Genomic DNA, 13106 nt, shown 5'->3' with positions numbered 1-13106 from the left:
CCGGAAGGGCCCGCACCCGCCACGGGTGCGGGCCCTTCCGCCTGCCCTCCGGGCGCCAGCGGTGCGGTCCGGGCCGCCGTCCCGCCGCGTCCGGACACCGTCACGTGTCACCTCGCGGCCTACAGCCAGCTCGCGAACTCCAGCAGCATCTCGCCGTCCTGCCGCCGCCCGGCCGCCAGCGCCCGGGTGCCCGACTCCACCGCCCGGAACAGCGTCCAGCCGTGCAGCCGCTCCCGGTCCACGTCCAGGGAGTCGGCGAGCCGGTTGACGCGACGGCGGGTCGCCGGAGCCCCGGCCGCCGTCGCGATCTGGTCGTCGATCCGGTCCCGCACCAGACGGGCGAGATCGTAGGCGCGCTCGCCCACCAGCGGATCGGGGCCGACCGCCAGCCACGGCGCGCGGTCGCCGCCCAGCACCTTGCCCTGCCGGAAGTTGCCGTGCAGCAGCAGGAGCTCGGGGGAGGAGGCCACCAGCTCCGCACGGGCCGCGAGGGCCGCGTCCACCAGCGGCATCAGCTCGGCCGGGGCCTCGCGCATCGGCGCGGACTGCCGTTCGGTGCGCCGGGCCACCGTTTCGAAGGGATGCCCCTCGGCGGGCTCCACCCACAGCTTCCGCACCGTCCCCGCCGCCTCCAGCAGCGCCTTCGGCTCCGGCAGCGACCGCAGCGACACCTCGCAGTGCAACCGCTCCAGCAGCAGCGCCCCCGGCTCCGCCAGGTCGTCCGCGAGGCGGACCGCGCCCCAGCCGTTCCAGTGCGCGAGCGCCGCCCGCTCCCGGTCCGGGCGGGCTTCCGCGGGCACGAGCTTCAGCGCGGCCTGCGTGCCGTCCGGGCGGCGCACCAGCACCACCACACTGCTGCGGCCGCCCGGCGCCATGATCCGCTCACAGGCCAACTCCCTCCGCTCCAGGGCTTCCTGAGTCAGCGACGGAAGCCCTCCGAGCCAGTCGGCGGCCACCGTTTCCCCGTACGCCTCGCCCAGCGCCTTCACCAGGCGCTGTGACGGTTCGAAAGCCATAGGTGGGGTGTTCTCCTTCGATTCGCAGGGCTCACACGCCTTCGCGTGCCGAAGTGGTCAGTTCGGCGAGCCCTGGAAAGGCTACGCTGCTGCCCCGCCAGCGCACGGCCCGCACCGCCGCCTCGCGCAGCGCCCCGGCCGCCTCCCGGCGCAGCGGGCCCTCGGCGGCCCGCACCAGATCCGAGTACACCCCCGCCACCCGCTCCTCCAGCACGGCCCCCAGCTTCGCCGCCGACGCCGCGTCCGGCACCGGGAAGGGCAGCGCGTACGCGGCCTCCGCGACGACGGGCTTCCCGCCCAGGTCGTGCACCGTGCGGGCGAGCGCGTCGCGCCGTGAACGGTGGGCGTCGTACGCCTCCCGGGCCTCGGTGCGGCGCTCCGCGCCGATCCGGCCGCCCACCACCCCGTACCCGTACACGGCGGCGTGCTCGGCGGCCAGCGCGGCCTGCACCGCGTCCATCGCGTGCTGCGTCACGTCGTCGCACCCCCGTCGGTCAGCAGGTACACGTGCACGGCGCCCGCCGCCGCCACCGAGGCCAGCAGCCGGGCCAGCTCCGGGGTGGCCCGCACCACGGCGGCGAACTGCGCGTCGCAGGCCCGCTGCTCGGCGGCCGCGAGCTCGCGCACGGCGGCCCGCGGGTCGGCGGCGACGGTGACGGGAGCGCTCCCGGCGGCGGCCCGGACACCGGTCCCGCGCAGCACCTCCGTCTGCCGGGCGACCTCCGCGCGCAGCGGCGCGAGGCGGTCCGCCTGGCCCGGGTGCTTCACCAGCAGGGCGTCGTAGTGGGCCAGCAGGTCCGCGCTGGTGCGCACCGCCGTCTCGCGGATGCGCAGCGCCGCCCTCCGTGCGGCCGACGAGGTCTCCGTACCGGAAGCGCCGGACGGGGTCCCTTCGTTCGAACAGCCGGCCAGCAGGCCCGCCGCGGCGGCCCCGCTCAGGGCCAGCGCACGTCTGCGAGTGGTGGGCGTGCGCACGTCTTCCGTCTCCCTCGGTCCCCGGGTGATCACCGCAGGCGAGCGTACCCGCGCGATGTCCGGGACGGACGGCAACACCCCTCGGGACCGGATACCCTTTGACCTGACACACGACGAAACAGACAACAGCACACGCGGCCGAGGAGTCACCCGGATGAGCACCACCCAGAGCGACAGGCTGCGCGAACTGCTGGAACCGCTGGTCGCCGCCCAGGGCCTGGACCTCGAGGAGATCGAGGTGGCCAAGGCGGGCAGGCGCCGCATGCTGCGGATCGTCGTGGACTCGGAGGAGGGCGTCGAGCTCGACGCCTGCGCCGAGGTCAGCCGCGCGATCTCCGACAAGCTCGACGAGAGCGACGCGATGGGCGACGAGGAGTACGTCCTCGAAGTCAGCTCCCCGGGCGCGGACCGCCCGCTCACCGAGCACCGCCACTACGTACGGGCCACCGGCCGCCTCGCCAGGCTCCAGCTGAACGACGGCGCCGAGCTGACCGCCCGCATCCTCGTCGTCGACGAGGACGGACTCGATCTGGAAGTGCCGGGCGTGAAGGGGCGCAGGCCCACCGCCCGCCGCGTGGAGTTCGCGGACGTCGCGAAGGCCCGCGTCGAGGTCGAGTTCAACCGCAAGGACAAGAACGAGAAGGAAGAGGAGGCGTAGCCGTGGACATCGACGTGAAGCTTCTGAAGGGCTTGGCGAAGGAGAAGGAGATCTCCTTCGACCAGCTGGCGGAGGCGATCGAGCAGGCCCTCCTCATCGCCTACCACCGCACGGACGGCAGTTTCCGCCGCGCCCGCGCCCACCTGGACCGCGAGAGCGGCCATGTGACGGTGTGGGCGAAGGAGGACCCGGCCGACCTGGAGGAGGGGCAGGAGCCCAAGGAGTTCGACGACACTCCCGACGACTTCGGCCGGATCGCCGCCAGCACCGCCAAGCAGGTCATCCTGCAGCGGCTGCGCGACGCCGAGGACGACCAGACCTTCGGCGAGTTCGCGGGCCTGGAGGGCGAGGTCGTCGCGGGCGTCGTCCAGCAGGGCATGGACGCCAAGAACGTCCTGGTGGACATCGGCAAGCTGGAGGCCATCCTCCCCGTCCAGGAGCAGGTCCCGGGCGAGGAGTACACGCACGGCCTGCGCCTTCGTACGTTCGTCGTACGGGTGGCCAAGGGCGTCCGCGGCCCCTCCGTGACCCTCTCGCGCACCCACCCCAACCTGGTGCGGAAGCTCTTCGCGCTGGAGGTCCCGGAGATCGCGGACGGTTCCGTGGTCATCGAGGCCATCGCCCGCGAGGCCGGCCACCGCACCAAGATCGCGGTCCGCTCGACGCGCTCCGGCATCAACCCCAAGGGCGCCTGCATCGGCCCGATGGGCAGCCGTGTGCGCAATGTCATGGCGGAGCTGCACGGCGAGAAGATCGACATCGTCGACTGGTCCGACGACCCGGCCGAGATGGTCGCCAACGCGCTGTCCCCGGCCCGCGTCTCCAAGGTCGAGGTCGTCGACATGTCGACCCGTTCCGCCCGGGTGACCGTGCCGGACTACCAGCTCTCCCTGGCGATCGGCAAGGAGGGCCAGAACGCCCGCCTGGCCGCCCGCCTGACGGGCTGGCGCATCGACATCCGCCCCGACACCGAGGAGCTCGGTGAGGGCGAGGAGCCGGGCGAGTACCGGCGTGACAACGGTGACGGCCGGGACCGCAGGGACGACCGGGGCTGAGCTTCCCCCACGTCCTGATGTGAGCCCGGGTGAGACCCGGGCCACATCGGTTTCAGGCCCGATCTTGTACGAGCGCGCTTTCGATTCTTGCCCCAGAGGGGTGAGGTCGGTGCGGGGAGGTAGACTTAGTCGTGTCTGGCCAAACGCATACCGGCGCATGCCCTGAGCGAACCTGTGTGGGTTGCCGGGAGCGAGCGGCCAAGAGCGATTTGCTGCGCATCGTGATGATCGAGGGTGAGTGTGTCCCCGATCCTCGCGGTACGCTGCCCGGCCGGGGTGCCTACGTGCACCCCGCCGCTGCCTGTTACGACCTGGCGGTCCGCCGCCGGGCGTTCCCCCGGGCCTTTCGGGGCCAGGGGCCGCTCGACACCGCGTCGCTGGAGAAATACGTGGCGCGGTGCGTCGAGCAGGCGACATCGTAAGACGCAACAAACGAACGGCACGGGTCCCCGTGCGGTCAGGTACCTCGCGAGTTGGAAGTAGGTCGAGATTGCGATGAGCACTCGATGAGTACGCGATGAGTACGCCCATGAAGTAGCGACGGTCCGGCGTTCAACCCGGACCTAAAAGGAGCGAAGTGGCTAAGGTCCGGGTATACGAACTCGCCAAGGAGTTCGGTGTTGAGAGCAAGGTCGTCATGGCCAAGCTCCAAGAACTTGGTGAATTCGTCCGTTCGGCGTCCTCGACGATCGAGGCGCCGGTTGTACGCAAGTTGACTGACGCACTGCAGGGCCCCGGCGGCAACGCCGGCAAGTCCGCAGCGAAGCCCGGCGCGCCCCGCAAGGCGACGCCTGCCAGGCCCGCGGCGCCGTCCGCGGCCGCCCCCGCCGGCCCGGGAGCCCCGACGGCTCCCCGTCCCGGCGCCCCCAAGCCCGGCGCACCGGCCCCCAAGCCGGCCGCCGCCGAGGCCCCCAAGCCCGCGGCCTCCGCGAGCCCGGCCGCTGCCGGCCCGCGCCCGGGTCCCAAGCCCGCACCGGCCAAGCCGGCCCCGGTCACCCCGGTGCCGCAGGCCGAGTTCTCCGCGCCTGCCCCCGCGCAGCCGCAGGCCCCGCAGCAGCAGGCCCCGCGTCCCGCGGGCGCCACCCCCGGTCCCCGTCCCGCCCCCGCGCGTCCGGCCCCCGCGGCCGGCCAGCGTGACGGCGGTCAGGGCGGCCGTGGCGGCGAGCGCGGCGGCGACCGCCCCGCACGTCCCGCCGGTCAGGGCGCCCCGCGCCCCGGTGCCCGTCCCTCGGGCCCCCGTCCCGGCAACAACCCCTTCACCTCGGGCGGTTCCACCGGCATGGCGCGCCCCCAGGCGCCCCGTCCCGGCGGCAACGCCCCGCGTCCGGCCGGCGGCCCCGGTGCGCCCGGTGGCGCCCCGCGTCCGCAGGGCGGTCCCGGCGGCGCTCCGCGTCCCCAGGGCGGCCAGGGCGGCGCGGGCCGTCCGACCCCCGGTGGCATGCCCCGCCCGCAGGGCGGCGCGCCGCGTCCGGGCGGCGCCCCTTCGGGCAACCGTCCGAACCCGGGCATGATGCCGCAGCGTCCGGCTGCCGGTCCCCGTCCTGGTGGCGGTCCCGGTGGCGGCGGTCGCGGTCCCGGTGGCGGCGCGGGCCGTCCGGGTGGCGGCGGCGGTCGCCCCGGTGGCGGCGGCGGCTTCGCCGGTCGTCCGGGTGGCGGCGGCGGCGGCTTCGCCGGTCGTCCGGCCGGTCCCGGTGGTGGCGGCGGCGGCTTCGCCGGCCGTCCCGGTGGCGGCGGCGGTGGCCGTCCCGGCTTCGGCGGTCGTCCCGGCGGCCCGGGTGCCCGTGGCGGCACGCAGGGTGCGTTCGGCCGTCCGGGCGGTCCCGCCCGTCGCGGTCGCAAGTCGAAGCGTCAGAGGCGCCAGGAGTACGAGGCCATGCAGGCCCCGTCCGTGGGCGGCGTGATGCTGCCCCGCGGCAACGGACAGACCGTCCGCCTGTCGCGCGGTGCCTCGCTCACCGACTTCGCCGAGAAGATCAACGCCAACCCGGCGTCGCTCGTCGGCGTGATGATGAACCTCGGCGAGATGGTCACCGCCACGCAGTCCGTCTCCGACGAGACGCTGAAGCTGCTCGCGGACGAGATGAACTTCGTCCTCGAGATCGTCAGCCCGGAGGAGGAGGACCGCGAGCTCCTCGAGTCCTTCGACATCGAGTTCGGCGAGGACGAGGGCGGCGAGGACATGCTCGTCTCCCGTCCGCCGGTCGTGACCGTCATGGGTCACGTCGACCACGGAAAGACCCGACTGCTCGACGCCATCCGCAAGACGAACGTCGTCGCGGGCGAGGCCGGCGGCATCACGCAGCACATCGGTGCGTACCAGGTCGCCACCGAGGTCAACGGCGAAGAGCGCGCCATCACCTTCATCGACACCCCCGGTCACGAGGCGTTCACCGCCATGCGTGCCCGTGGTGCGAAGTCCACCGACATCGCGATCCTCGTGGTCGCGGCCAACGACGGTGTCATGCCGCAGACGGTCGAGGCGCTCAACCACGCCAAGGCCGCCGGTGTCCCGATCGTCGTCGCGGTCAACAAGATCGACGTCGAGGGCGCGGACCCGACCAAGGTGCGCGGCCAGCTCACCGAGTTCGGTCTGGTGGCGGAGGAGTACGGCGGCGACACGATGTTCGTCGACATCTCGGCCCGTCAGAGCCTCAACATCGAGGCCCTGCTGGAAGCGGTCATCCTGACCGCGGACGCTTCGCTCGACCTCCGGGCGAACGCCGAGATGGACGCGCAGGGCATCGCCATCGAGGCCCACCTCGACAAGGGCCGCGGCGCCGTCGCCACCGTCCTCGTCCAGCGCGGAACGCTGCGCGTCGGCGACACGATGGTCGCGGGCGACGCCTACGGCCGCGTGCGCGCCATGCTCGACGACAACGGCAACAACGTGCAGGAAGCGGGTCCCTCGACCCCCGTCCTGGTGCTGGGTCTCACCAACGTCCCCGGCGCCGGCGACAACTTCCTCGTCGTCGAGGAGGACCGCACGGCCCGGCAGATCGCCGAGAAGCGTGCCGCCCGTGAGCGGAACGCGGCGTTCGCCCGCCGTGGCGTCCGGTTCTCCCTGGAGAACCTGGACGAGGCCCTCAAGGCCGGTCTCGTGCAGGACCTCAACATCATCATCAAGGGTGACGCGTCCGGTTCGGTCGAGGCCCTCGAAGCCTCGCTGCTGGCGCTCGACGTCTCCGACGAGGTCGACATCCGCGTCCTGCACCGCGGTGTGGGTGCGGTCACCGAGTCCGACATCGACCTGGCGACGGGTTCCGACGCCATCGTCATCGGATTCAACGTCCGTGCGGCCGGCCGTGCTCAGCAGATGGCCGAGCGCGAGGGCGTCGACGTCCGCTACTACTCGGTGATCTACCAGGCCATCGAGGAGATCGAAGCAGCGCTCAAGGGCATGCTCAAGCCGGAGTACGAGGAGGTCGAGCTCGGTACCGCGGAGATCCGCGAGATCTTCCGCTCGTCCAAGCTCGGCAACATCGCGGGTGTCCTCATCCGCTCCGGCGAGGTCAAGCGCAACACCAAGGCGCGCCTCATCCGCGACGGCAAGGTCGTGGCCGAGGACCTCAACATCCAGGGCCTGCGCCGCTTCAAGGACGACGTCACCGAGATCCGCGAAGGCTTCGAGGGCGGTATCAACCTCGGGAACTTCAACGACATCAAGATCGACGACGTCATCGCGACGTACGAGATGCGGGAGAAGCCGCGCGGCTGAGGCCCCGCAGCAAGCACCGCAAGCAGTGAGGAGTCGGGGCCGCTCGGCGGAGATTATTTCCGTCGAGCGGCCCCGGCCGTTGCGTGTACGGTTCTGGTGTCCCTGCCAAGCAGTGGCAGCGGCACATGAACCCGAACCGGCGGGACATCCGGACACACATGTATGTGGGGACGCTGTCCTTCGACCTCCTGCTCGGCGACGTACGGTCGCTGAAGGAGAAACGCTCCGTCGTCCGGCCGATCGTCGCCGAGCTGCACCGCAGGTTCGCGGTCAGCGTGGCGGAGGTGGGGGATCAGGACCTCCACCGCCGGGCCGAGATCGGGGTCGCGGCGGTGTCCGGCGACACGGGGCACCTCACAGACGTACTGGACCGGTGCGAGCGCCTGGTCGCCGCCCGGCCCGAAGTGGAGTTGCTGTCGGTACGACGGCGGCTGCACAGTGACGAAGACTGAGCAAGAACACACAAGGAGAAGGACCAGTGGCCGACAACGCTCGGGCGAAGAAGCTGGCGGACCTCATTCAGCAGGTCGTCGCCGAGAAGCTCCTGCGCGGGGTCAAGGACCCGCGTCTGGGGACGCACGTGACGATCACGGACACCCGCGTCACCGGTGACCTGCGGGAGGCCACGGTCTTCTACACGGTGTACGGCGACGACGAGGACCGGGCCAACGCCGCAGCGGGGCTGCAGAGCGCCAAGGGCGTCCTGCGCTCCGCGGTCGGGCAGGCGGCGGGCACCAAGTTCACGCCGACCCTGACCTTCGTGGCGGACGCCCTCCCGGAGAACGCCAAGACCATCGAGGACCTCCTCGACAAGGCGCGGGCCACCGACGCCAAGGTGCGCGAGACCTCCTCCGGCGCGCAGTACGCCGGCGAGGCCGACCCGTACAAGAAGCCCGGTGACGACGACGAGGACGACGCCACCGCATGAGCAACGCAGTAACGAAGACTCCGGACGGTCTTGTCATTGTCGACAAGCCGTCCGGTTTCACTTCGCACGACGTCGTCGCCAAGATGCGCGGGATCGCCAGGACCCGCCGCGTCGGCCACGCCGGCACGCTCGACCCGATGGCGACGGGGGTCCTGGTCCTCGGCGTCGAGAAGGCGACCAAGCTCCTCGGCCACCTCGCGCTGACCGAGAAGGAGTACCTGGGCACCATCCGGCTCGGCCAGGACACCCTCACCGACGACGCCGAGGGCGACGTCATCACCTCCACCGACGCCTCCGCCGTCACCCGCGAGGGCATCGACGCGGGCGTCGCCGCGCTGTCCGGCGACATCATGCAGGTGCCGTCCAAGGTCAGCGCCATCAAGATCGACGGCAAGCGCTCGTACAAGCGGGCCCGCGAGGGCGAGGACTTCGAGATCCCGGCCCGTCCGGTGACCGTCTCCTCCTTCCAGGTGTACGACGTGCGCCCGGCGGTCGCGGAGGACGGCACCCCGGTCGTCGACCTGGTCGTCTCCGTCGTCTGCTCCTCGGGCACGTACATCCGCGCCCTCGCGCGCGACCTCGGCGCCGGGCTCGGCGTCGGCGGACACCTCACGGCGCTGCGGCGCACCCGGGTGGGCCCGTACGGACTGGACGCGGCCCGCACCCTGGAGGCGCACCAGGAGTCGCTGGCCGTCATGCCGATCGCGGACGCGGCGGCGGCCGCCTTCCCACGCTGGGAGGTGGACGAGAAGCGCGCCGGACTGATCATGAACGGCGTGCGGATCGACATGCCCGCGCACGAGCGCAACCCGGTGGCCGTGTACGGCCCCGACGGGCGGTTCCTCGCCCTGGTCGAGGACCAGAAGGGCAAGGCCAAGAGCCTGGCCGTGTTCGGCTGAGAGCCGCGCGCGGCACGACATCGTGGAGCGGGCGGACGACGCGCCGTCCGCTCCACGGTCCCCTCCCGCTTCCCCCTCTGTCCTGGGGTCTGTCCGTTTCGGACGGCCGATTCACCCCGATGGGCGGGCGCTCGGAGTGAATGCGGGGAGTGAGCGGGGGCGCTTTCGGCAGACGTTCTTCTGCCGCTGATCATCCTCTGTCTACGGTCGTGGGCAGGGGGTGTTCCTTTATGGCGGCGGACGCGACGCGGCCGGACCCGGTTCCGGCCACGGTGCTGGTACGGATCTGCGACCTGGCCGGACGGCCGCGCGGCACCGGCTTCGTCGCCGACGACCTGGGCACGGTCGTCACCAGCCACGAGGCCGTCGACGGCCTCACCCGGCTGGTGCTGCACGCCCCCGGCGACCGCACCTGTCTGGCCGAGCACGACGCCATCACCTCCCTCCCGGAGCACGGGCTCGCCCTCGTGCGCACCTCGGGGCTCGACGTGCGCCCGCTGCCGGTGACCGGGCGGCGGAAGGTCGCCGCCGGGACGTACGTACGGCTGGCGGCCGGGGGCTGGCGTCAGGCGCGGGTGCTGGGGGCGGCCCCGGTGACGTACACGGCGACCGACCGCTTCCACCTGCTGGACTCCGCGATGGAACTGGCGATGGGCACCGCGGGCAGCGACGCGCTGCGGCTGGGCGGGACGGCGGCGGGCGGGCCGGTGCTGGACGCGGAGACCGGCGCGGTCCTCGCGGTCCTCTGCACGTCACTGCTTCCCCAGGCGCTCCGCTCCGTACGGCCGGCGGACGCCGCGCAGGCCCACCGGGCCGCCGGGTTCGCCGTGCCGCTCGGCGGCGGGGGCGCGGGGCCGCTGGACGAGCTGCTGCGGCGGAACGCGGCGACCGTGCCCGCGTACGGCGAGGACCTCAACCTGGCGGGGGCCTTGCAGCTCACCGGCACCTCGGTCGGTCCGGCGGGCGGGCCTGCCGACTGGCACGACCCGGTGGAACGGGCCTGCCCGCGCCGGGAGTTCGAGTCCTTCACGTCCTTCACGAGCGGGGAGGCGTACGTCCTGGGGCTCGTCGGCACCCCGGGCACCGGCCGCACCACCGAACTGCGCGCCCTCGCCGCCCGCCGCGCCCGCGGTCCCGAACCCGCCCCCACCGTCTGGCTGCGCGGGGCCGATCTGCGCGCCGGGGACGCTTCGGTCGCGGAGGCGGTCGGCCGGGTGCTGGCCCGGGCGGGCCGGATCGTCGCGGCGTCGGGGACCCCCGGCGACATGTCCGTCGCCACGCCCGAGCGCGTGGCCCGGCTGGCGGCCGACGCGGGCCGCCCCCTGCTCGTCCTCCTCGACGGCCCGGAGGAGATGCCGCCGGTCCTCGCCCACCGGCTCCCGGAATGGACCTCCGGCACGGCGCACTGGCTGCGGGAGAACCGGGCACGGCTGGTGGTGGGGTGCCGCCCGGAGCACTGGGAGCAGGCGCGGGAGCTGTATCCGGGGGCCGCCGCCGTTCCCCTCGGCGACTTCTCCCCGCAGGAGGCGGTGCACGCCCGCGAACGGTACGGGATCGGGGCCGGGGCCCTGCGCGAGGCCGACGCCCGTCATCCGCTCACCCTGCGGCTGCTGGCGGAGGTGCGGGCGGCGGTCCCGCAGGGCGACGCGCCCGGGTGCCCGACCAGGGAGGAGGTGTTCGAGGCGCACCTGGCGCTGATGTGCTTGCGGGTGGCGGTACGGGTGGCCGCCGCCCGGCGCCCGGCCGTGCGGGGCGCGGCGGTGCGCCGGCTGGCGGCGGAGGTCTCCGGCCGGGTCCACGAAGCGGCCCGCCGCTGCCTGGGGCCGGGCCAGGGCGAGCTGGACCGGGTCTCCTTCGAGGAGATCTTCCCGTGGCGCACGGGCTGGGCCTCCGCGATCCTCACGGAGGGCGTCCTGGTCCCCGCCGGCGCGGGCTACCGCTTCGCCCACGAGGAGGTGGCGGACTGGGTGCAGGGCGCGCACCTGGACCTGGGGGAGGCGGTGGAGGGGCTGGTGTGGAACGCGGCCCCTCCGGCGGCCCCTCCGGCAGGCGAGGACGCGCGGCCGCGCGCCGGGCGCTTCGGGGCAGGGGCGGGGAGGGGCGCCCACGGAGCCCCGGGGGCTCACGCCGCCCCCGTCGGACCGCCCCCGCCGGTCGCGGGGGACCCGGCCGAGGCATCCCGGGTCCTCCCCGTCCCCCGGCACCGGATCGGGCCCGTCGTCGAAGCCGTGCTCCTGCTGGAGCGGCACCTGGGGCCCGAGCACCTCACGCGGCAGCTCCGGGAGTTGATCCACGCCCTGGACGTCCTCGACAGCGAGGACGCCCACTGGTGGGCCTCCCGGCTGCTGGGCGAGACCCTCCTGCGCGTCCCCGACCTCGCCCCCTACCGGCCCGTCCTCAGGGAGCTGGCCGAGACGCTCACCGCCCGCTCCCTCCGGGCGGGCGGCCCGCACGGGCTCGGCGGCTTCGCCCGGTTCGGCCCCTGGTTCTGGGAGCGGCTCGGCGTCGACCAGGCCGAACGGGTCGACCTGCTGCGCGTCCTGGTCCCGGCGGACGGGCCGCCGGAGAGCCCGAGCGCGCCCCGCCACCTCGACGCCGTCGCCCGCGTCCTGGTCGCCGACGTCCGCCGCGTACAGGTCCTGCTCTGCGCCTGGTTCGACGACGACCGCCGTCTGCCCGGCGGCGCCCGGCTCACCGTCGCCGAGGTCGCCCAGGCCCTCCTGCACACCCACCGGGGGCTCGCCCTGGACGACCTCGTGGAGACGCTCGTCCAGGCCGGGCATCCGCGCGCCGACGAGGTGCTGCACGTCCTCGCCGCCGACGAACCCGCCGCCCTGTGCCGGGCCGTCGACCGGTGGGCACACGACGAGCGCGCCGAGCGCAGGGTCGCCGCGGCCTCGTACGCGGGGGTGGTCGCCGGGCACGCCACGAGCGGCGCCGACCGGGAGCTGCTCCGGTTCGCCGCGCTGGCCCTGCTCGCCCGGGGCGGCGACCTCGGCCTGCACGGCGCCGCGCTCGCGCTCCTCGTGCGCGATCCGCTGTCGCGGTCGCGGTTCCTGCCGCGCGCGGTGGCCGCTTTCGTGCTGGGGGAGCCGAAGGTTCCGGCGAGGGCTCTGGTCAGCGCGCTGGACACGCACCCCGAGCCGGTGCTCGCCGCGCTCCGGACCGCCCTGCACGAGGCCGGGCCCCGGGCCGGGGAGGTGCTGGAGGCGCTCGCCGACGTGCACGCGCCCGCGCCGGCCCGCCGCGCCGCGGCCCTGGTCGCGGAGTACGTGGCGCACCGGCCGGAGGGGGCCGGGCCCGCCGCCGCGTACGTCGACGCGCGCCTGGAGAGCGGGCCCGGCGTACGGGCCGAGCTGTTTCCGCTGGTCAGCGGGATGCTGCGGAGCGGTCCCTGTGCGGTGCGCAGCGCGCTGGCCCCGGTGCTCGCGGCGCCCGGGACACCGGTGTCGGGACCGCTGCGGGCCGAACTCCTCGACGTGCTCCTGGAGTACGAGGAGCACCGGCGCGACGACCCGGCGCACGCCGGGGACTGCGCGGTGCTCGACGCCGTGCTGCGGGCGGCGGCGCTCGGGGCGGACGCGCGGGGGGCGGCGCGGACGCGGGAGCTGGTGCGGCGGACGGCCGGGCTGCTGGTCCGTACGCCGCAGGGGGCGTCCTGCTTCGACCGGCGGCTGGTGGCGCTGGCCCGCGATGTGCCGGGGTTCGCCCGGCTGGTGGCGGGGTGGCTGGAGGGGGCGCCGGGGGAGTGGGCGGCGATGGTGGGGCCGAGTTCGCGGCGGATGGTGGGACTGCTGGCGGAGTCGAGCCTGTCCGGAGTCTGACCCCGGAGGGCCCCGCGGCCCGGCCCGCGTCCGGGC

11 protein-coding genes are annotated in these 13106 nt (G+C 74.2%); 8 read left to right on the top strand and 3 right to left on the bottom strand.

Going from position 1 to position 13106, the window contains the following annotated elements; translation table 11 throughout:
• Positions 1–119 precede the first annotated feature (119 nt).
• Genes ACZ56L_RS27875 through ACZ56L_RS27865 form a run of 3 tightly spaced genes read right to left on the bottom strand, consistent with a single transcriptional unit; the run spans position 120 to position 1991 of the window.
• Positions 120–1016 (bottom strand): aminoglycoside phosphotransferase family protein, encoded by an 897-nt coding sequence (locus tag ACZ56L_RS27875; protein ID WP_471067086.1) that lies wholly within the window; start codon positions 1014–1016, stop codon positions 120–122.
• 31 nt (positions 1017–1047) lie between these two features.
• A complete protein-coding gene (locus ACZ56L_RS27870; RefSeq protein ID WP_345220154.1) occupies positions 1048–1476 on the bottom strand; it encodes a ferritin-like domain-containing protein in 429 nt (142 codons plus the stop codon).
• An 11-nt stretch (positions 1477–1487) separates the two neighbouring features.
• Positions 1488–1991: a hypothetical protein gene (locus ACZ56L_RS27865; RefSeq protein WP_345220124.1), complete on the bottom strand. Its 504-nt coding sequence runs from the start codon at positions 1989–1991 to the stop codon at positions 1488–1490.
• Positions 1992–2145: 154 nt separating this feature from the next.
• On the opposite strand from ACZ56L_RS27865, the gene rimP reads away from it, so the two are divergent.
• From rimP to ACZ56L_RS27825, 8 genes are all read left to right on the top strand, one after another.
• Complete coding sequence (rimP, locus tag ACZ56L_RS27860) at positions 2146–2649, top strand: ribosome maturation factor RimP (RefSeq protein ID WP_345220125.1); 504 nt, start codon at positions 2146–2148, stop codon at positions 2647–2649.
• A gap of 2 nt (positions 2650–2651) precedes the next feature.
• Complete coding sequence (gene nusA, locus ACZ56L_RS27855; protein ID WP_345220126.1) at positions 2652–3704, top strand: transcription termination factor NusA; 1053 nt, start codon at positions 2652–2654, stop codon at positions 3702–3704.
• 131 nt (positions 3705–3835) lie between these two features.
• Positions 3836–4126 (top strand): YlxR family protein, encoded by a 291-nt coding sequence (locus ACZ56L_RS27850; protein WP_345220127.1) that lies wholly within the window; start codon positions 3836–3838, stop codon positions 4124–4126.
• Between the two features lie 155 nt (positions 4127–4281).
• On the top strand, positions 4282–7419 hold the full coding sequence (gene infB, locus ACZ56L_RS27845; protein WP_471067083.1) for a translation initiation factor IF-2: 3138 nt from the start codon (positions 4282–4284) through the stop codon (positions 7417–7419).
• A gap of 158 nt (positions 7420–7577) precedes the next feature.
• Positions 7578–7871 (top strand): DUF503 domain-containing protein, encoded by a 294-nt coding sequence (locus tag ACZ56L_RS27840; protein ID WP_345220155.1) that lies wholly within the window; start codon positions 7578–7580, stop codon positions 7869–7871.
• A 26-nt stretch (positions 7872–7897) separates the two neighbouring features.
• Positions 7898–8347 (top strand): 30S ribosome-binding factor RbfA, encoded by a 450-nt coding sequence (gene rbfA, locus ACZ56L_RS27835; protein ID WP_345220128.1) that lies wholly within the window; start codon positions 7898–7900, stop codon positions 8345–8347.
• Positions 8344–9246, top strand: a complete 903-nt coding sequence (gene truB / locus ACZ56L_RS27830) for a tRNA pseudouridine(55) synthase TruB (protein ID WP_345220129.1) — start codon at positions 8344–8346, stop codon at positions 9244–9246. Before rbfA ends, truB begins: the two co-directional genes overlap by 4 nt.
• Positions 9247–9476: 230 nt before the next feature.
• The gene (locus tag ACZ56L_RS27825; protein ID WP_471067080.1) at positions 9477–13070 is read left to right on the top strand and encodes a serine protease; all 3594 of its coding nucleotides are present in this window, start codon (positions 9477–9479) and stop codon (positions 13068–13070) included.
• Positions 13071–13106 lie beyond the last annotated feature (36 nt).

It is taken from the genome of Streptomyces sp. NPDC039736 (assembly GCF_055596485.1).
This window is presented reverse-complemented; position numbering and strand designations above follow the sequence as displayed.